The 18556-nt window shown below is 35.3% G+C and carries 19 protein-coding genes and 1 pseudogene; 16 read left to right on the top strand and 4 right to left on the bottom strand.

Annotation, left to right across the window (positions count from 1 at the left end; all coding sequences use genetic code 11):
• Nucleotides 1–73: 73 nt before the first annotated feature.
• Nucleotides 74–1300: a M20 family metallopeptidase gene (locus J0N78_RS12725; protein ID WP_209123473.1), complete on the top strand. Its 1227-nt coding sequence runs from the start codon at nucleotides 74–76 to the stop codon at nucleotides 1298–1300.
• 102 nt (nucleotides 1301–1402) lie between these two features.
• Here J0N78_RS12725 and J0N78_RS12720 read toward each other — a convergent pair whose 3' ends face one another.
• Nucleotides 1403–1606, bottom strand: coding sequence for a YwbE family protein (locus tag J0N78_RS12720; RefSeq protein ID WP_209123472.1), 204 nt, complete (start codon nucleotides 1604–1606; stop codon nucleotides 1403–1405).
• Nucleotides 1606–1812, bottom strand: coding sequence for a hypothetical protein (locus J0N78_RS12715; protein WP_209123471.1), 207 nt, complete (start codon nucleotides 1810–1812; stop codon nucleotides 1606–1608). Before J0N78_RS12715 ends, J0N78_RS12720 begins: the two co-directional genes overlap by 1 nt.
• 257 nt (nucleotides 1813–2069) lie before the next feature.
• Between J0N78_RS12715 and J0N78_RS12710 the strand changes: the two genes are divergently transcribed.
• The 8 genes and pseudogenes from J0N78_RS12710 to J0N78_RS12675 form a co-directional block, all read left to right on the top strand.
• Nucleotides 2070–2645, top strand: coding sequence for an LOG family protein (locus J0N78_RS12710; protein ID WP_209123470.1), 576 nt, complete (start codon nucleotides 2070–2072; stop codon nucleotides 2643–2645).
• A 232-nt stretch (nucleotides 2646–2877) separates the two neighbouring features.
• The gene (gene desB / locus J0N78_RS12705) at nucleotides 2878–3972 is read left to right on the top strand and encodes a Delta(10) desaturase DesB (RefSeq protein ID WP_209123469.1); all 1095 of its coding nucleotides are present in this window, start codon (nucleotides 2878–2880) and stop codon (nucleotides 3970–3972) included.
• 70 nt (nucleotides 3973–4042) lie between these two features.
• Nucleotides 4043–4540, top strand: a complete 498-nt coding sequence (gene queF / locus J0N78_RS12700) for a preQ(1) synthase (RefSeq protein WP_209123468.1) — start codon at nucleotides 4043–4045, stop codon at nucleotides 4538–4540.
• A gap of 169 nt (nucleotides 4541–4709) precedes the next feature.
• The gene (cspD, locus tag J0N78_RS12695) at nucleotides 4710–4907 is read left to right on the top strand and encodes a cold-shock protein CspD (RefSeq protein ID WP_075385201.1); all 198 of its coding nucleotides are present in this window, start codon (nucleotides 4710–4712) and stop codon (nucleotides 4905–4907) included.
• Between the two features lie 234 nt (nucleotides 4908–5141).
• Nucleotides 5142–6632: a degradosome RNA helicase CshA gene (cshA, locus tag J0N78_RS12690; protein ID WP_247747280.1), complete on the top strand. Its 1491-nt coding sequence runs from the start codon at nucleotides 5142–5144 to the stop codon at nucleotides 6630–6632.
• Nucleotides 6633–6966: 334 nt separating this feature from the next.
• Nucleotides 6967–8322 carry a type I glutamate--ammonia ligase gene (glnA, locus tag J0N78_RS12685; protein ID WP_209123467.1) on the top strand — a complete coding sequence of 452 codons (1356 nt, stop codon included), beginning with the start codon at nucleotides 6967–6969 and terminating at the stop codon, nucleotides 8320–8322.
• A 227-nt stretch (nucleotides 8323–8549) separates the two neighbouring features.
• A complete protein-coding gene (locus tag J0N78_RS12680; RefSeq protein WP_209123466.1) occupies nucleotides 8550–8990 on the top strand; it encodes a DUF1801 domain-containing protein in 441 nt (146 codons plus the stop codon).
• A 170-nt stretch (nucleotides 8991–9160) separates the two neighbouring features.
• Nucleotides 9161–9403 (top strand): annotated as a pseudogene (locus tag J0N78_RS12675) (Rossmann-fold NAD(P)-binding domain-containing protein); the annotation flags it as partial.
• A gap of 194 nt (nucleotides 9404–9597) precedes the next feature.
• On the opposite strand, the gene bshB2 reads toward J0N78_RS12675, so the two are convergent.
• Together bshB2 and J0N78_RS12665 are read right to left on the bottom strand one after the other, a co-directional pair.
• Nucleotides 9598–10266 carry a bacillithiol biosynthesis deacetylase BshB2 gene (bshB2, locus tag J0N78_RS12670; protein ID WP_209123465.1) on the bottom strand — a complete coding sequence of 223 codons (669 nt, stop codon included), beginning with the start codon at nucleotides 10264–10266 and terminating at the stop codon, nucleotides 9598–9600.
• An 18-nt stretch (nucleotides 10267–10284) separates the two neighbouring features.
• Nucleotides 10285–10629: a YojF family protein gene (locus J0N78_RS12665; protein WP_209123464.1), complete on the bottom strand. Its 345-nt coding sequence runs from the start codon at nucleotides 10627–10629 to the stop codon at nucleotides 10285–10287.
• A 171-nt stretch (nucleotides 10630–10800) separates the two neighbouring features.
• Between J0N78_RS12665 and J0N78_RS12660 the strand changes: the two genes are divergently transcribed.
• The 7 genes from J0N78_RS12660 (at nucleotide 10801) to J0N78_RS12630 (ending at nucleotide 18475) form a co-directional block, all read left to right on the top strand.
• Nucleotides 10801–11925 carry a LacI family DNA-binding transcriptional regulator gene (locus J0N78_RS12660; protein ID WP_209123463.1) on the top strand — a complete coding sequence of 375 codons (1125 nt, stop codon included), beginning with the start codon at nucleotides 10801–10803 and terminating at the stop codon, nucleotides 11923–11925.
• A 152-nt stretch (nucleotides 11926–12077) separates the two neighbouring features.
• Nucleotides 12078–12935, top strand: a complete 858-nt coding sequence (gene fba / locus J0N78_RS12655; protein ID WP_209123462.1) for a class II fructose-1,6-bisphosphate aldolase — start codon at nucleotides 12078–12080, stop codon at nucleotides 12933–12935.
• Between the two features lie 28 nt (nucleotides 12936–12963).
• Nucleotides 12964–13950, top strand: a complete 987-nt coding sequence (locus J0N78_RS12650) for a substrate-binding domain-containing protein (RefSeq protein ID WP_209123461.1) — start codon at nucleotides 12964–12966, stop codon at nucleotides 13948–13950.
• A 129-nt stretch (nucleotides 13951–14079) separates the two neighbouring features.
• Nucleotides 14080–15540: a sugar ABC transporter ATP-binding protein gene (locus J0N78_RS12645; RefSeq protein ID WP_307794929.1), complete on the top strand. Its 1461-nt coding sequence runs from the start codon at nucleotides 14080–14082 to the stop codon at nucleotides 15538–15540.
• A gap of 3 nt (nucleotides 15541–15543) precedes the next feature.
• Nucleotides 15544–16506, top strand: coding sequence for an ABC transporter permease (locus tag J0N78_RS12640; RefSeq protein ID WP_209123460.1), 963 nt, complete (start codon nucleotides 15544–15546; stop codon nucleotides 16504–16506).
• 21 nt (nucleotides 16507–16527) lie between these two features.
• Nucleotides 16528–17475 (top strand): sugar kinase, encoded by a 948-nt coding sequence (locus tag J0N78_RS12635; protein WP_209123459.1) that lies wholly within the window; start codon nucleotides 16528–16530, stop codon nucleotides 17473–17475.
• Nucleotides 17476–17539: 64 nt separating this feature from the next.
• On the top strand, nucleotides 17540–18475 hold the full coding sequence (locus tag J0N78_RS12630) for a 1-phosphofructokinase family hexose kinase (RefSeq protein ID WP_209123458.1): 936 nt from the start codon (nucleotides 17540–17542) through the stop codon (nucleotides 18473–18475).
• The last annotated feature ends 81 nt before the right edge of the window (nucleotides 18476–18556 follow it).

Below are 18556 nucleotides of genomic sequence, written 5' to 3'. Positions count from 1 at the left end.
CGTTTGGGAATAGAGTTTTTATTTTTGATTTAGTAAATGATAATTCACTTATACAAATTTGGGAGGAACTCGTATGAAAACAGAAATCGTTAGTAGTACTATTGAAGAGTTGCGTGAAGAAGTTGTATCCTTTTTACAAAAGTTAATTCAAATCCCGAGTGAAAATCCACCGGGTAATTATGATGAAATAACAGAATTTCTTTGCACAGAGTTGTCAAAATTCGGGTTTGAGGTAGAGTTAATTGAAGTACCTGAGGAACTATCTAAAAAGGCTGGACATACTACACGTCGCAAAAATGTAATCGCTACCCTTAGAGGTTCAGGTGGTGGGAAACATTTAATTTTTAATAGTCATATTGATACAGTACCTGCAGGTAATCCAGACAAATGGACGTATCCACCGTTTTCTGGAAAGGTTGCAGGTGGCCGTATTTATGGTCGGGGGGCTACTGATTCAAAAGGGAGATTAACGGCATATATAATGGCTGCACTTGCTCTAAAAAGAGCTAATCTACCATTTAGCGGAGATATAACAATAGCAGCTACGTGTGATGAAGAAACAGGTGGAGTACTCGGTGCCGGATATGTTACGAATAATCAGCTCGTTAAGGGAGACATGGCCATTGTAGAAGGTTATAGTAACCAAATTGTTCGAGCGATGGCAGGTGTACTGCAATTAAAAATCATTTCGAAAGGCATTCCTGCACATGCGGGATTTAAATGGCGAGGGAAAAATGCGGTTGAAAAAATGGGGAAGGTCATACAAGGGTTAACTGAGCTACAAGAAAGCCTTATGACTCAACCGTCAACTATTAAAGGCATGAAGTATACAACCGTAAATATTGGTGTGATTAATGGTGGAACCAAAATTAATGTTGTTCCTGATTCGTGTGAAATAGAAGTTGATTTTCGCGTGATTCCAGAACATTCGTTAGGTGATATTTACAATCGTGTCCAGACGATGATCGATCAATTAGAGCGAGAAGACGAAGATATGGATATTGAAATAGAAAGAATACTAGACTTTCAAACAGAGCCAACTGTTACAGGGGAGGACTCTCCACTAATTGAAGAAATTCAAAAGGCAAGCCGTGAAGTAAAAGGAGAAACTTTACCAGTCGTAGGGATGTTAGGACAATCCGATACACGTTGGTTTATTAACAATGGGATTCCTGGAATTAACTTTGGGCCAGGTACGAACCATAATAACTTACACGGTTATGATGAGTTTATGGAAATTGAAGATCTGATTCATACAACAAAAGTATTGGCGGTTTTAACATTAAACTATGTAGAATAGGTGCCAGAATTTAAATTATAATTGAAGGATTACAAAAGCATAAAAGCCAGGCTCTCCAAACGTGTAATGGAGGTGCCTGGCTTTTGTTTTGCAGTAATTGGTTTATTTTTGAGGATTCAGGACTTCTTTAACTCGGCCAACAGCGCCGCTTTGAAGGCGAACTTTTATCCCGTGAGGATGAAAGCTTGATTTCGTTAATATATCTTTTACGATACCGTTTGTTAATTTTCCTGTTCGTTGATCCTGTTTCAAGACAATATTAACTTCAAGGCCTGGTGAGATGGCACTACGGTTTTGTCCGTTCATTACGTACCCATCCGCTTCCGTTGATTATTAATCTTTTTCGTTTGCTGGCTTTTCATCTTTTTCGGCTGGCTCGAAGCGTGAGTGCTTAAATTTCCTAATCCTTGATTCTTCTTTTTATTGGCAAGCTGTTGTTTGATCGCATCTTGGAGATTGATTTTCTTCTTTTCTGTTAGCTGCTTTTCTTGATCTTGATTGGATCTAGACATCGTTGAAAACTCCTTTAATGTTAATTTGCTCTTTAACAGCGTATCATAAGCATAATTTTTTTACACTTTAATAATGGTTCTATTCTAAACGATTATCGTAATTTGTCATTGTCCTTTAATCAAGTACATGCTTGGAGCGAAAATGGTTTAATGGCCTTATAAAAATTAGTAGTTCTAATCAAATGTCCTCTCTATGTTAAGTTGCTCAGAATGGTACAATATAATTTAGAAAAGATTATTGGATTAGGAGAGACACGATGAAAAAGATATGTGTGTTTGCAGGTTCAAATGCAGGGGCGAGTCCGGAATTTGAGCAAGGAGCAGCTCAATTAGGACAAATTTTAGCAAAGCAAAAGATTGAATTAGTGTATGGTGGTTCGAAAATTGGATTAATGGGGAGAATCGCCGACAGTGTTTTACAGTATGGTGGTAAAGTGACCGGTGTCATGCCGACGAACCTATTTTCTAAGGAAAAAGTTCACCCACTATTAACCGAATTTCATGAAACGGAAACGATGCACGAACGAAAAGCACTGATGTCAGATCTTGCGGATGGGTATATTGCTCTACCTGGAGGCATCGGCACGTTTGAAGAGTTATTAGAAGTGATGTGCTGGGCCCAAATTGGCATCCATAAAAAACCAATAGGTGCATTGAATGTGTTAAATTACTATGATCCATTAAATGATTTATTAAAAAAAGCGGCACAGGCAGGATTTATGCCGCAAGCGAATGTAGACTTGCTTATTGTTGAGAAGAAACCTGAAATCCTTTTGGAACGAATGTTCAATCAAAGTAAGGATATACGACCTGATGAGATGGTGGATTTATAAAAATGAATTTAATCTAATATTAACTAATAATATTAGATATTAGAACCAGGTAATAAATACAAATTGATTTTCCTGATTCGTATTGGTACGATAACTAAGAAAGAAGAAAGAAGAAAGAAGAAAGAAGAAAGAAGAAAGAAGAAAGAAGAAATTTTTGGATTAAAAAGAAGTAATGTTAGGAAAACTAAGTCATGTAATATGAAGAAATTGTTAAATTTGGAAGGAGCATGAAATGAAGGAATACGAATCATTATCTTGGTATGCAGCAAGAATTAAACCCCACCTCCCTAAAGAGGCATTTAAGCCCGTACCTTCTCGTCTTTTAGGTGGGCTGGCTTTTCTTATTGTTATCGTTGCAGGATTTCTAGCTATTGGTTTTTTAGAATTAAACGTCTGGTTTAACTTATTGATTGCGATCGTTTTAGGAGCATGCTATGCAAGTCTTGGATTTTTAGGTCATGAAATTCTTCATGGCACCGTTGTTAGGAAACCTTGGCTTCGTGACCTTTTAGGAGCAATTACTTTTTGGCCATTATGTACAGGACCAAGTCTTTGGAGAAAATGGCATAATATGAATCACCATGTTCATACTCAGGATGAACATAAAGATCCTGATGCGTGGATTAGTGCTGAACAATTGGCTCAAAAGCCGTTTGTACGCTTATTGTATCGAGTGCCATTATTTATTCGAGCGTCATTTAGTTTACTCTCGTTAGCGATGACATTTACTGCTCATTCATTAAGAATGTTTACGATTTATATAAAAGACTTTAATCCGAGAAACCGGCCCAAAGTTTGGCTACAGTTTATTTTACCTTGGGCTTCATGGATTGGTGTTCTGTTATGGATTGGGTTTGCCAACTGGTTTTTTGTTTTCTTACTCCCATTATTGATTGCGAATTTTATTGTAATGGCTTATATTTCAACAAATCACCGGCTCAATCCGCTCGTACCTGTCAACGACCCGTTAGCGAACAGTTTGTCAGTAACCGTGCCGAAATGGGTGGATGCGATTCATTTTAATTTTTCTTATCATACAGAACATCATCTGTTTCCATCGATTAGTCCAAAATATTATCCATTAGTGAAAGCGCATATCAAGCAAAATTGGCCTGAACGATACCACGAGATGCCTTTTTTAAAAGCGATGATTGCCCTATTTAAAACTCCGCGCATCTATTATCAGCATAAAGAATTAGTCGACCCTCGGGCGGGGAACGTCTATGGTTCATTAGGAAACGGACTCGATCCAGATGATATTAGCTACCAAAACAATCTGCAAGTCTTTCCGAGCGAAGGTAAACCTTCAAATCACCCAAAAGTGTAATGTATCAACCCATTGACAACGTTTGGCGATCTACCTATAATTAATTCCGGTATAGAAAGGTGGAAAAACAATGGTCGGTCGGAAAGATGAAGACTTACAAGATGTAACGCTATTAGGTAACCAAAATACAAAGTACAACTATGAATATAATCCTAGTGTATTAGAGACTTTTGATAACCAGCATCCAGAAAGAGATTATTTTGTCAAATTTAATTGCCCTGAATTTACAACGCTTTGTCCTAAAACAGGACAACCTGATTTTGCAACGATCTATATTAGCTATATTCCGGATATTAAAATGGTTGAAAGCAAGTCGTTGAAGCTGTATTTATTTAGCTTCCGGAATCATGGTGATTTCCATGAAGATAGTGTAAATACAATTATGAATGATTTAATTAAATTGATGAACCCGAGATATATTGAAGTTTGGGGGAAATTCACACCACGTGGGGGAATTTCAATTGACCCTTACTGTAACTATGGACGACCAGGTACAAAGTATGAAGAAATGGCGAATTTCCGGCTAATGAATCATGATTTGTATCCGGAAACGGTAACGAACCGTTAATGTTCGATTTGCTTTTTAGCGTAAAAAGTAATATAGTTACATTAGTGTTAAAAAGTCAGGAACCTGAGATTTTCATATCGGCCTCTTTACTACAGTATTAGAGTTGCACCGGATCATCATCAGTTTTTTGCTTTTAACAAAGTTTGTTTTTTTAAGGAGGCCATATAAAATGGTAGGAAAAGTAAAATGGTTTAATGCAGAAAAAGGTTTCGGATTCATCGAGCGCGAAGGTGGAGACGATGTATTCGTACATTTCAGTGCAATTCAAGGTGAAGGCTTCAAGACTTTAGAAGAAGGCCAAGACGTTGAATTTGAAATCGTTGAAGGAAACCGTGGACCACAAGCAGCTAACGTAACTCGTCTATAATCGATTAAATATACGTTAAGATAATGGCCATATTCCATATGACTGGAATATGGCTTTTCTTCATTTTACTTTTCCTTCCATTTAATGGCTCTTAATTTAGATTATTTTCAAAGTGGTTTTTTAAATAATTACATCTTTATTTGAATATGATAATTCTGATCAAAAAAGCAAACGATATAAAATATAAGTGCGTGCTCTACAAATAATTTTAGATACAAAGGAGAATAAGATACATTGGCAACTTTTTATGATTTTGGAATAAACCATCAAATTGTCCGAGCGATTACAGAAATGGGGTTTGAAGAGGCAACGCCTATTCAAGAACAAACGATCCCAACATTACTTGCAGGAAAAGATGTGATTGGACAAGCACAAACAGGAACAGGAAAAACAGCAGCTTTTGGAATCCCGTTAATTGAAAAGATGGATGTTGATGCGGGGACGATTCAAGGTCTAGTATTAGCACCTACCCGTGAGCTTGCAGTTCAAGTAGCGGAAGAGCTAAACAAAATTGGAAACCTTCGCGGAGTTAAAGCCTTACCGATTTATGGAGGACAAGATATCGTTCGCCAAATTAAGGCATTAAAGCGTAAACCACAAATTATCGTCGCAACACCGGGACGTTTTATGGACCATATGCGTCGTAAAACGATTAAAATGAACACGATTGATATGGTGATTTTAGATGAAGCAGATGAAATGTTAAATATGGGCTTCATTGAGGACATTGAAACGATTTTGAAAGAAGTCCCGAGTGAGCGTCAAACGTTATTGTTCTCAGCAACGATGCCTAAACAAATTCGTGGACTTGCAGAAAAGTTTATGAAGCCAGATGCAGAAGTAATTGTAGTTAAATCCGTAGAGATTACAACTGCAAATGTTGAACAAGAATATATGGAAGTTCCGGAATCGAAAAAATTTGATGTGCTTTGTCGCATGTTGGACATTCATTCGCCGACGCTCGCGATTGTATTTGGTCGAACGAAGCGTCGTGTTGACGAAGTAGCTGAAGCTTTGAATAAACGTGGATACGGTGCAGAAGGCTTACATGGTGATATTAACCAAAACCAACGTGACCGTGTCATTAAGAAGTTTAAGGAAGGAACAGTCGAAGTTCTTGTTGCAACAGATGTCGCAGCACGTGGATTGGATATTACGGGTGTGACTCACGTCTATAATTTCGATATTCCGCAAGATCCTGAAAGCTATGTTCATCGTATTGGTCGTACAGGTCGTGCCGGAAATAAAGGCCTAGCATTAACACTTGTTACACCAAGAGAATTAACACACTTAAAAACGATTGAAAAAACTTCGAACCGTAAAATTACGAGAAGACCTGTTCCAACATTAGCTGAGGCAATGGAAGGACAACTTCGTATGACGGTGGAAAGTTTATTGAAAACGATCGATGAAAATGATTTCCAATCGTATCGAATGTCAGCTGAACAGCTTCTTGAAGAAACCGATTCTGTAACGTTACTTTCTGCGGCTTTAAAGATGTTAACAAAAGAGCCAAATGATGTTCCAATCAAGTTAACAGAAGAAGCACCGTTACGTGTCAAAGGATTTAAATCTGGCGGTGGCAGAGGGAAAGGTAAAGGAAAAGGCAGCGGTGGTTACGGTCGCGGAAACAAAGATCGTGACCGTGATCGTAAAGGCGGTTCAAGAGGTGGTCAATCAAAAAATAGCAAGGTAAGAGTTGGCGCTTCCCGAAAAAAGAAATAAGACTAACATAATAGGTGACAGGCACGTTTAACACTTCAGTTTGTTAACGGTGCCTGTCACCTTTTTCAAGATATCTAGCGCAAGCGCCCACAGACTAATGAGACTTCTCTGACCCCCGTACAATAAGTCAACATTAATTCACTAACCTTCATTGTGTTTCCTTTATCTCATACGAGTGCTCCAGTCCATACGCCACTATACGGGTGCTTTTACTTTTCTTAAAATCTCTTTGTCAGATAATCTAACAAAATCATTGCAGAAATTATATGATTATTTAAAATAGAAGATAACAAGAGATGTTAATTAAGATTACACGAAAGGGAAGTGTTTGATAATGAGTACAGTTTCTACAAAAGAGTTAACTTTAGAGGCGATTAAAGAGATTATTAAAGAAAAGCATGTGGAGCTTATTCATATGCAATTCGTTGATATTGAAGGTACATTAAAGCATGTAACGGTTACAGCAGAGCAAATTGACCAATGTGCTGAAGGAAAAGTGATGTTTGACGGTTCATCAATCACAGGATTTTCTCCAATTAATAAATCAGACTTATACTTAATGCCAGACTTAAATACATTTTGCGTTCTTCCATGGTCGGTTGAAGAAGGCTACTCAGAAGCTCGTTTTCTTTGCGGCGTAAAAAACCCAGATGGAACGGATTTTGAAGGAGACCCTCGCCACGTACTAAAAAGAACAGAAGAGAAAGCAAAAGAGCAAGGGTATTCCATTAGTGTTGGACCAGAGTTAGAATTTTTCTTATTCGAGACAGATGAAAAAGGACGTCCTACATTAAATACACAAGATCTTGGTGGATACTTCGAGCCATCACCACATGACTATGGTGAAAAAGTTCGTCTAGCAATCTATCGAACGTTAAAAGAAATGGGCTTCACAATCGAAGCATCTCACCATGAGGTTGCTGAAGGACAGCATGAAATTAACTTTAAGTATGCTGATGCACTAGGTGCTGCTGACAATGCAACAACGTATAAATGGGTTGTTAAAACAGTAGCTAAACAATTTGGTTTACACGCTTCATTTATGCCAAAACCAATTGCAGGAGCAAATGGTAGTGGAATGCACGTAAATATTTCATTGTTTGATATCGCAAAGCAAGAAAATGCATTCTATGACGAAAACGACAGCCGTCAGCTTTCTGAGAAATCTTACAAATTTATTGCTGGTTTACTAGACAATATTGATAATTTCGTAGCTGTTACTAACCCGCTAGTAAACTCTTATAAGAGACTAGTTCCAGGTTACGAAGCACCTTGCTATGTTGCTTGGTCTGCATCAAACCGTTCTGCTCTTATCCGTATTCCAGCAACACGCGGAGCAGGAACTCGTGTAGAAATCCGTTGTCCAGACCCATCTGCAAATCCTTACTTAGCATATGCTATTATTGCTGCTGCAGGACTTGACGGAATTAACCGTAATCTAGATGTACCAGCTGAAGTTGTAGATGATATTTTCAGCATGTCACCTGCTGAGTTAAAAGAACGTGGAATTCGTAACTTACCTACAAGCCTAGAAGCTGCAGTCAATGCACTAGAGGAAGGTAAAATTGGACGAGAAACATTAGGAGATCATGTCTTTGGTGAGTATATCGAATTGAAACGTGCTGAATATGATAGCTTTAGAACAGCTGTTCATGGTTGGGAAATTGATAGCTATCAAGCAAAATTCTAATAAAAATAAAAATAAACACCGCACAGTCATTAGCTGTGCGGTGTTTCACGTGTAACCAATTATCTGAAAATTAGAACCTTCAAAAGGAAAATGCAATTTTGTGTAAAAGTATATGTATAGATTGTGAAATAATGTTCTTAAACTATAGAAGATTACTTGAAGAAGAGTATTGCTAATGAAAGGTGAGTATGAAACTTGTTATCAAGACTAAATAGGAGTAAAATTAAGTGTCTGAAATAGATCAATATATAGACAATGTGGAAACTAAATGGAGAGACTCATTCATAACACTTAAAAAAGTAATTGATCAAAGTATCCCAAGTGGTTTTGTATTTGAAATGCAATATGGCATGCCATCTTACGTGGTCCCGTTAGCTACTTATCCAGATGGATACCATTGTAAAAAGGATACTCCTTTACCATTTATTAGTATTACGGCACAAAAAAATCATATAGCTGTATATCATATGGGGGTTTATGCTGACCAAGAATTATTTAAATGGTTTCAAAAAGAATACCCTAATCATATGGATACAAAGTTAAATATGGGGAAAAGCTGTATTCGATTTACTAATCCCAGAAAAATTCCTTTTCAGCTTATTGGCGAACTCGTCTCTATGTTGACAGTAAAAGATTGGATTAAAATGTATGAGGGAAATTTTAGGTAAGTTGATACTATAAGGGTGCGAAGTAAAAAGGAGTTTTTAATTCGGTGGCGAAATAGAAATATGTGAAATGTTACACTTAAACAAACGGGCGATGCTTCAACAATGGAGGATCGCTTTTTCACTAACGGGTTAGGAAATTCAATAAAGTGGTAAAGTTCAAACCCCTATTTTTAAAAGGCAGTTCAGCAGCTATGGCTAATGGTGCGATTGCTAGTTTTGTCAAATCTGCAGCAATTGAATTGAAACGTAATATACGGATTAATACTGTAAGTCCAAACGTCCTAGAAGAATCCTTAGACAAATATGGAGAATTTTTTAAAGGCTTTAATCCAGTATCAGCTAACAAAGTTGCGAATGCATTTGTGAAGAGTGTTGAAGGTGCTCAGACAGGGCAAGTTTATAAAGTTTATTAAGGATGTCAGGTCTTATAACACGTTAGAAAAGGGATTTTCATTGCTTTCTATTTATACTGTTAATTTATGTTAAAAACTATGCAAATTCGTATGCGACTTGACGTGTGCTGTTTGATTTTCTATCCCCCTAACGGAATCCGTTAATAAAAAATACCCCCACTTTTAAACCAATGCAAGGTTTAGTGGGGGTATTTTTATTCATCGCCAAAAGGGTAAAGCCAAAAACGTTCATATTTTAATCGGTCAACCGCTTCATCATTGCTTTCTTGCAGGGCAATTTCTGTTTGCCGGACGACTTCCTGCATTTGTGTCTTGTGAGCCTTTAACGCATCGAGCTTTTGTTGAAGATAAGGTCGAACATCATTAATGATTTGTGGTTTACCTAAATCAGTTTCACTGTCTCTTGAAATGGCTAATGCATATACGGTCGGACGATTTTCTTTAGGAATTGACGCTAGTGCTTTCATAACGACTGCACCGCATGCATCGTGGTCAGGGTGAATGCTGTAACCAGGATAAAATGTAATCACGAGTGTCGGCTGACAATCTTCAATTAAATTTCTAATTCGCTCAGATAGTTTCTCTTCATCTTCAAATTCAATCGTCTTGTCCCTTAACCCTAAGAGAATTAAATCATCAATTTTTAAAATTTTTGCAGCATTTTCAAGCTCTTTTTTACGAATGAGGGGTAAGGATTCACGGTTAGCAATTGGCGGGTTTCCCATATTCCTTCCCATATCTCCCATTGTCATACAAACATATGTTACTTTTCCGCCTTTTTCTTTATAGTTTAACATCGTTCCTGCGACGCCGAATGATTCGTCATCAGGGTGTGGTAAAATGACTAATAAATGATCTTCCATACAGACCATGACCTCCTTTTACTTAAATGGCTGTGGACTCAATTGAAGTGAAACGGCTAAACGTCCTTTATCATCTAATCCTGCGAGTAGTATTTGTTCGCCTTCCATCGTCCAGTGTGTCACACCTTCTGCATAGACCCAACCTAATTCTATTTTTAGCCCTACTCGAAAAGGACCCTCACCAGTAACTTTACCATGTTCAAATGAGATTTTACTGTTGCGAATAAAAACTCCAGCTGAGAAAGGTGTACCGTTTCGATAAGCGGTATACGCACCGTTCGTTGTTTCAAGATGTACATACACTTCGCGGTTTGCTAAGTGATTAATCGCTTGTTGAACTAATTCTTTATTTATAGCTTCCAAAGGTTTTTCCTCCTTTTCATCATCAATTGATGAAGAGTTGTATATAAGGTAGTGACTTCATGATGGAGTTGCTCCAAATGATACTACCTCTATCATACTAAATCCTTTAAGGTATAGCACGTCTTGAGCCCAGAAAATTAAAAAAGAGAGCAGAGGTAGGAGATTCATTTATTGAAAATAATAAAAGGTATTGACTCTAGAAAACTTATGCATTATTATTTAGATAAATCAAAAATTAAAACGTTTCAATTTTTATTTTTTGAAAATTGTAAACGTTTCAAAAAGGTGAAAATAATGTCTACTATAAAAGATGTAGCTAAATTATCTAATGTATCTATAGGAACTGTATCACGGTATATAAATGGCCACAAAATAAAAGAAGCTAACCGTCTGAAAATTGAGCAAGCTATTGAACAGCTCAATTTTACTTTTAATCCTATTGCACGTGGTTTAAGAACAAACAAAACTTATACAATAGGTGTCTTAATTCCACGTATTACTGATATTTTTTGTACACAAGTTATTGAAGGGATAGAAGATATTCTAAACCCTCTAAATTATGGCCTTGTCATTTGTAGTGCGAATGACAGTCTTAAACAGCAGATTGAAAAAATGAATTATTTAAAAAACAAACATGTAGATGGGATTATTATAATGCCCGTAACCTCTTCAGAATTACAGATTGATGAAATAATTGATGAGGGGATACCGGTTGTATTAATAGATAGACTTGTAAAAGATTGTGAGTTAGATGCTGTAGTTTGTGACAATGTTAACGGCGCTTATTCAGCGGTTGAAATGATAATTAATAGAGGTCACAAAAAAATTGGAATTATTTCGGGTCCTACAGAAATATACACCGCTCAAGAGCGTTTAACCGGCTATTTACGAGCCCTAACCGACTATAATATTGAGATAAATAATGATTATATTGTTTATTCTGAATACTCTAAACATGGGGGGGTTGATGCTTTTCAGCAGCTTCTAAACTTAGAGGAAAGACCTACTGCTATTTTTACTACAAATTACCCGATCACTGTAAATTCAATGAAAACAATGATGGAAAAAGGCTTGCAAATAGGTAAGGATATATCGATATGTGGGTATGATCAAACAGAACTTTTCCAAATGTTTAATCCACCTGTTTCCGTGGTGGTTCAACCGTGCAAAGACATTGGTATTCAAGCTGCGGAAATCCTATTAAAACGAATGAAAGGTGATTTTAGTAACTTTCCTCAAATTCAAAGACTTAAAACTCAGTTAATTGAAACAAAATCAGTTAAAAATTTACAATAAATGTAGATTTTTATACTTTAAAGAAAGCGGTTCCATTTTATATAGAAATTGAAACGTTTTAATTTTAGGTCTCTATATATTTGAAACCATAGTTTGATTTAGTAGTTTCTTATTTTAAATAAACATTATTTATTTGAAAGGGGGTGAATTGAATGAAATTAGTTTCTTCGACTCCATTATTAAATGAAGCAAGAGAAGAAGGTTATGGTATTGTTGCTTTTAACATACATACCCTAGAAATGCTGCAAGCTGTGGTTGATGCTGCAGAAGAGTGCCGCTCCCCGTTAATTTTACAATCAACTGTTGGTACAGTAAAACATTTAGGGGCTGATTATATCGTTTCTGCTGCACAGTCAGCTGCTAAAAATGCAAATATTCCAATTGCATTACATCTTGACCATTGCCAAGACTACGACCTAATTGTGAAGTGTATGTATGCTGGTTATACATCAGTCATGATCGATGCTTCAATGTTTCCATTTGAACAAAATGTCGAAAAGACAAAAAAAGTGGTTGAATTAGCCAAAATTTTAAATGTCAATGTAGAAGCCGAACTTGGAAAAGTTGGTGGTGTAGAAGATGACATTGTCGTAAGTGAGGAAGATGCTCTTTTAGCAGACCCAAAAGAGTGTGAAGAGTTTGTTGAAGTTACGGGAGTTCCAACATTAGCACCTGCTATCGGTACTGCTCATGGTATTTATAAAGGGGAACCTAACATTGATTTTAAACGAATTGATGAGATATCTAGAAGAGTTAAAGTCCCTTTAGTATTGCATGGGGGATCTGGGATACCGGCTGAACAAGTAAAGCACTGCATTTCTCTAGGGATGGCTAAAGTAAATGTAGCTACAGAACTGAAAAATGCCTTTTCACAATCCTTAATCCAATTCTTTGAGGAAAATCCAACTGAATTTGACCCTCGAAAATACATGGTACCTGCAAAGGAAACTGTAAAGAAATTGGCGATCGAAAAAATTGAGTTAGCTGGTAGTATTGGAAAAGCAAAATAATAGAAAACAAGATTAGGGGGATGGAAATATGAAGAGAGCGTTATCGTTTTTCTTTATTTCTGTATTAGTAATTGGTTTATTATCTGCTTGTGGTAGTGAAGATACTGGTGGAAGTACAGGAAGCTCTGGAAGTGATGCAGGAGAGGAAAAGATTAAAATTGGTGCATCAATTCTAACTCAATCACATCCGTTTTATGTGGCTATTAAAGAAGAAATGGAAAAAGAAGCTGAAACTCAAAATGTTGATTTAACGGTTTCAATTGCAGACCAAGACTTAAACCGTCAAATCTCAGCTATTGAAGATTTTATTAATAGTGGTGTAGATGTGATTATTATTACTCCTGTTGATTCAGACGGTGTAAGAGGTGCAGTTATTAAAGCTCAAGAAGCTAACATACCGGTTGTAACAGTCGATATTAGTGCAAATGGTGTAGAAGTTGATTCGCATATTGCAACCGATAACTTTACAGGTGGAATGATCGCTGCTGAAGCGATGGCACAATTCCTTGGTGAAGATGGTGAAGTTGGTCTTATTACTTATCCAGAGGTTCAATCTGTTAGAGATCGAATTGACGGGTTTAAGAGAATTGCTGATACGTACTCTAACCTAGATATAGTTACCGAATTGCCTGGTCGTACCAGAGAAGAAGCAAAGAATGCTTCTGAGGATATGTTAACAAGTAATTCGAACCTTGACGGGATTTTTGGATTTGGTGACGATATGGCAATTGCTGCGACTGCGGCTATTTCAGAAAGAAACTCTGATGCTCTTGTCGTAGGGTTTGATGGTCTTGAGGAAGCTAGAAATTCGGTGGATAATGAGAACGCTTTTAAAGCTGTAGTTGTTCAATTTCCTGATAAAATGGGCTCGGAAGGAATTTTAAACGCAATCAAATTAGCAAAAGGTGAAACTGTTGAAAAATTAATTCCAATCACACCTGGTCTTTATGTATTTGGAAAGGGATTTGTTGATGTAAGCGTTGAAAATGATAAAGTAACAATCGATTTAAATTAATCATTTTTTGAAGAAATACCTAATTTTAGGTATTTCTTCAAAATTTAAGGTAATTACATAGACTCTTAAAAGATAGAAATGGGCGTGATACTTTTGCAGACTATACTTGAAATGAAGGGTATTCGTAAAGTGTTTCCAGGGGTTGTTGCTCTTGATGGAGTTAATATAAGTCTTGAAAAAGGTAAAGCATTAGCTCTTTTAGGAGAGAATGGGGCAGGTAAATCTACATTAATGAAAATATTATCAGGTTCTTATACTCCTGATGAAGGGGAGATATATTTTTTTGGAGACAAAGTTGAAATAAAAGATGTAGTACACGCAAAAGATTTAGGGATTAGTATAATCTATCAAGAACTTAGTTTAAGTCCAAATATGACTGTAGCTGAAAATATATTTGCCTTACAAGAGCCTATTCGATATGGAATGATCGATGACAATGCTATGAACAAAAAAGCAAGGAAATTACTTGCCGAACTTGATTTAGATATTTCTCCTACAAAGGTCGTGAATGAACTATCGATTTCTAACCAGCAGATGGTTGAAATCGTAAAAGCATTATCTACTAATCCTAAAATTATTATAATGGATGAACCTACCTCTGCATTAAGTAGTAAGGAAACAGAGAAGTTGTATGAAATTATTAATAAATTAAAAAGTCAAGGAACTTCTATTATCTATATCTCTCATAGAATGGAAGAAATTTTTACAATAACAGATTACGTAAGTGTATTAAGAGATGGGAAATATATAGGGACTGTTGAAACAAGTAAAACCACTACCGATGAACTAATCAAAATGATGGTCGGTAGAGAAATGGACAAAGTCTATCCTATTAAAGATTTTAAGTTTATTAAAGATGAAAAATTGTTAGAACTAAAAGATTATAATAAAAAGGGTTATTACCATGGTATTAATTTATTTGTCAGACCTGGTGAAATATTAGGTTTATATGGATTAATGGGGTCAGGAAGAACAGAAATCGTTCAAGGAATTTTTGGAATGCTAAAAAAAGATAAAGGAGATATGTTTTTACATGGAAAAAAGGTAAATGTAAAAAATGCTTTTTCCGCTATTGAGCACAAAATTGCTTTTGTTACTGAGGATAGAAAGCATGAAGGACTTGTACTATCAGCCAGTGTTTATGAAAACGTTACCTTTGCTAATATTGGAAAAGTATTAAACAAATTCAAATTGATTGACCATCAAAAAGAAGTGCAAATCACAAAAGAACATAAAGATAATCTTAAAATAAAAACACCAAATGTTTATCAAACCGTCAATAAACTAAGTGGGGGAAATCAACAAAAAATCGTTTTATCTAAATGGTTTGAAATTGAGCCAGAAATTCTAATATTAGATGAACCTACTAGGGGTATAGATGTTGGTGCAAAGTTTGAAATCTATAAACTAATGATTGAGCTTGCTAGAAAAGGTGTAGGTATTATCTTAATTTCGTCTGAATTACCAGAAATATTAAACGTTTCAGATAGATTATTAGTTGTTAATGATAAAAAAATTGTAAGTGAATTAGATCCAAAGAATACGACACAAGAAGAGATTATGTCCTATATTACTAAGCGGGGTGAATAAACAATGGAGATAAAGAAAATTACAGAAAATAGAATTTTTAAAAGTTACGGAGGTGTATTACTAGCACTATTTGGATTAATCTTTTTATTTTCCATTTTAAGTCCTAACTTTTTAAATGTAAACAACATACTAAATATTTTCTCTCAAGTTTCAATTATTGCAATATTAGCTTTTGGTATGACTTTTGTTTTAATGATTGGGCAAATTGATTTATCTGTTGGATCCATTTTAGCACTATGTGGTGTCGTATTAGGAGTAATGTTATCAAGTGGATTTAATGAATTTATTGCAATTGCTGCTGTCTTAATTGTAGGGGGGCTAGCTGGTTTATTTAATGGATATGTAAGTGCTAAGTTTAGAATTGCGACGTTTATTGTAACCGTTGCCACAATGGGAATTTTCAGAGGGATTGGATATTCTATTACAGATGCTAGACCTATTCAAATCGAAAGCTCGTTTATTTTATCTCTAGGAAATCAAAAGTTCTTTAATTTTCTTCCGATTCCAGTATTAATCGTAATCGTATTAATGGTGATATTTCATATCGTACTTGCAAAAACAAAGTTTGGACGACAAGCCAAAATGGTTGGAGGCAATAAACTAGCTGCAGAATATGTAGGTATAAATACAGTTTCTTTACAAATGAAAATCTTTATCATTTCTGGTGTAGCTTCTGCAGTGAGTGGAATTCTTTTATCTTCTAGACTATATTCTGCACAACCTAATGCTGCTGTTGGTTACGAATTGGATGCCATTGCTGCCGCTGTATTAGGTGGAACAAGCTTAATGGGTGGATATGGAACTGTATTTGGAACGTTCATAGGAGCTTTAATTATTGGTGTCATTAATAATGGAATGAACTTAATTGGGTTGCCTTATTATTTTCAGCAAATTGTAAAAGGACTAATAATAATAGTGGCTGTATATATTGATGTAAGAAATAAAGAGAGAATGCTTGGTAAATAAATAAAAATGGAGTGACTGCAAATGGCTGAAATTATTACAATTGGAGAAATACTTGTTGAAATTATGGCAAAAGATATTGGTCAAAAATTTGATGAAACGGGAGACTTCGTAGGACCTTTCCCAAGTGGAGCTCCAGCCATATTTATTGACCAAGCAGCTAAATGTGGAAGTAATACGCTGATAATATCAGCAGTCGGTAACGATGGTTTTGGCAAAATAAATATTGACCGTTTAAAAACCGATGGAGTAGATACTTCAAGTATTAAGGTGTTAGAAACCCAAACAACAGGGGTTGCCTTTGTTACCTATAAGGATAATGGAGATCGAGACTTTATATTTCATATTTCTAATGCAGCTTGTGGAAAAATAAATGAAAGTTACATAAAGGAAGAAGAATTTATGAACTGTAACTACTTCCATATCATGGGTTCTGCTATCTATAACAAAGGTGTTTATAATGCAATCTTAAAGGGAATAAAACTTTCTAAGAAAAATGGTACAAAAATTTCATTTGACCCTAATGTTAGAAAAGAAATCATCAACGATATTGAAAAAAGAAATTTATTAGTAGATATTCTATATCAATCACATATAGTTTTAGCCGGTGAAAAAGAACTGTTTTATTTAACCGGAGTAGAAGATGAACAAAAAAGTGTAGAATTGTTAATAAATAATGGTACAGAAATTGTTGTTATCAAAAGAGGGAGTCGAGGATCTACTCTATATACAAAAGACTTGATAGAACTTGGAATGCCTTATAAAGTTGATGAAATCGATCCAACTGGAGCAGGAGATTGCTTTGGAGGCACTTTTATATCTTGTATAAATCAAGGAGTTGGTTATATTGAGGCTATGAATCTTGCATCCATAGCAGGAGCAAAAGCAGTTACTAAAAAAGGGCCAATGGAAGGGAATACAAATCTTAATGAATTAAAAAAAATATATAAAGAATTTATTGGGGTTAAGTAGCAGATTACTTATATATTAAAAATAAAGGTTTATCCCACACAATAAAAGTATAGGAGATATAAAAATGATTGGCACCATTACATTAAATCCATCTATTGATATATGTTATTATATTGATGAATTTCACAATAATGAAGTCAATAGATGTAGTAACTATTATAAAACTGCTGGAGGAAAAGGACTAAATGTCTCAAAAGTATTAAAGCAATTAGGTTGTGAAATTATGCCAACTGGCTTTTTAGGAGGAGAGAATGGTCAATTAATAAAAAAAGAATTGAATCATATGAATATAACTCCTAACTTTGTTGAAATTAATGAAGATACAAGAAATTGTATCGCAATCCTTTCTAAAGGGTCACAAACTGAAATACTTGAAACGGGTCCAACGATTTCCGAAAGAGAATCCGAATCCCTTCTCCAGCTAATATTAAATCTAATAATGAAACGAGATTTAAAAGTGATTTCAGCTTCGGGGAGTATACCACATAGTTTAGGTAGTAATTATTATTATAAATTAATAAAGCTTGTTAATGAGAAGAAAGTAAAATTTGTTTTAGATACAAGTGGTGCCTCATTAAGAGAATCCTTATTAGCTGCACCTTTCCTAATAAAACCAAATATATTTGAAATTGAAGATTTACTTAACGTTAGAATTGAATCTGAAAAAGACGTAATAACTTCATTATATAAACTTAGAGATTATAATATTGAAATGATAGTAGTCTCATTAGGTCAGAATGGTAGTATAGCTCTTTGTGGCGATAAAATATATAAAGCTAGTATACCGAACGTAAAAGTAATAAATCCTGTTGGTTCTGGAGATGCTATGGTAGCTGGAATGGTAAAAGAAATACACAGCAATTCGTGTTATGAAGAAATATTAAGGGTAGGAAATACTTGTGGTATATTAAATGCAATGAATAAAAAAACTGGTGAAATCGATTTATCATATTTTAAAGAAATTTATGACCAAATCCATATTGAAAAGGTGATAGTGTAATTTTTAATACCCCCTAAAAGTTTATCCGGAAGCCTTCATTTTGAAGGCTATTTTTTATAGGGATGTGTTTTAAAGTTTTTT

The sequence above is a fragment of the Alkalihalobacillus sp. BA299 genome (assembly GCF_017745675.1).
Classification (GTDB): Bacteria; Bacillota; Bacilli; order Bacillales; family Bacillaceae_F; genus Alkalihalobacterium.
This window is presented reverse-complemented; position numbering and strand designations above follow the sequence as displayed.

What these genes read in the sequence shown, in the direction of transcription:
- J0N78_RS12725 (WP_209123473.1), top strand. Translation starts at nt 74, where the DNA reads ATGAAAACAGAAATCGTTAGTAGTACTATTGAAGAGTTGCGTGAAGAA.
- J0N78_RS12720 (WP_209123472.1), bottom strand. Translation starts at nt 1,606, where the DNA reads ATGAACGGACAAAACCGTAGTGCCATCTCACCAGGCCTTGAAGTTAAT.
- J0N78_RS12715 (WP_209123471.1), bottom strand. Translation starts at nt 1,812, where the DNA reads ATGTCTAGATCCAATCAAGATCAAGAAAAGCAGCTAACAGAAAAGAAG.
- J0N78_RS12710 (WP_209123470.1), top strand. Translation starts at nt 2,070, where the DNA reads ATGAAAAAGATATGTGTGTTTGCAGGTTCAAATGCAGGGGCGAGTCCG.
- desB (WP_209123469.1), top strand. Translation starts at nt 2,878, where the DNA reads ATGAAGGAATACGAATCATTATCTTGGTATGCAGCAAGAATTAAACCC.
- queF (WP_209123468.1), top strand. Translation starts at nt 4,043, where the DNA reads ATGGTCGGTCGGAAAGATGAAGACTTACAAGATGTAACGCTATTAGGT.
- cspD (WP_075385201.1), top strand. Translation starts at nt 4,710, where the DNA reads ATGGTAGGAAAAGTAAAATGGTTTAATGCAGAAAAAGGTTTCGGATTC.
- glnA (WP_209123467.1), top strand. Translation starts at nt 6,967, where the DNA reads ATGAGTACAGTTTCTACAAAAGAGTTAACTTTAGAGGCGATTAAAGAG.
- bshB2 (WP_209123465.1), bottom strand. Translation starts at nt 10,266, where the DNA reads ATGGAAGATCATTTATTAGTCATTTTACCACACCCTGATGACGAATCA.
- fba (WP_209123462.1), top strand. Translation starts at nt 12,078, where the DNA reads ATGAAATTAGTTTCTTCGACTCCATTATTAAATGAAGCAAGAGAAGAA.
- J0N78_RS12650 (WP_209123461.1), top strand. Translation starts at nt 12,964, where the DNA reads ATGAAGAGAGCGTTATCGTTTTTCTTTATTTCTGTATTAGTAATTGGT.
- J0N78_RS12640 (WP_209123460.1), top strand. Translation starts at nt 15,544, where the DNA reads ATGGAGATAAAGAAAATTACAGAAAATAGAATTTTTAAAAGTTACGGA.
- J0N78_RS12635 (WP_209123459.1), top strand. Translation starts at nt 16,528, where the DNA reads ATGGCTGAAATTATTACAATTGGAGAAATACTTGTTGAAATTATGGCA.
- J0N78_RS12630 (WP_209123458.1), top strand. Translation starts at nt 17,540, where the DNA reads ATGATTGGCACCATTACATTAAATCCATCTATTGATATATGTTATTAT.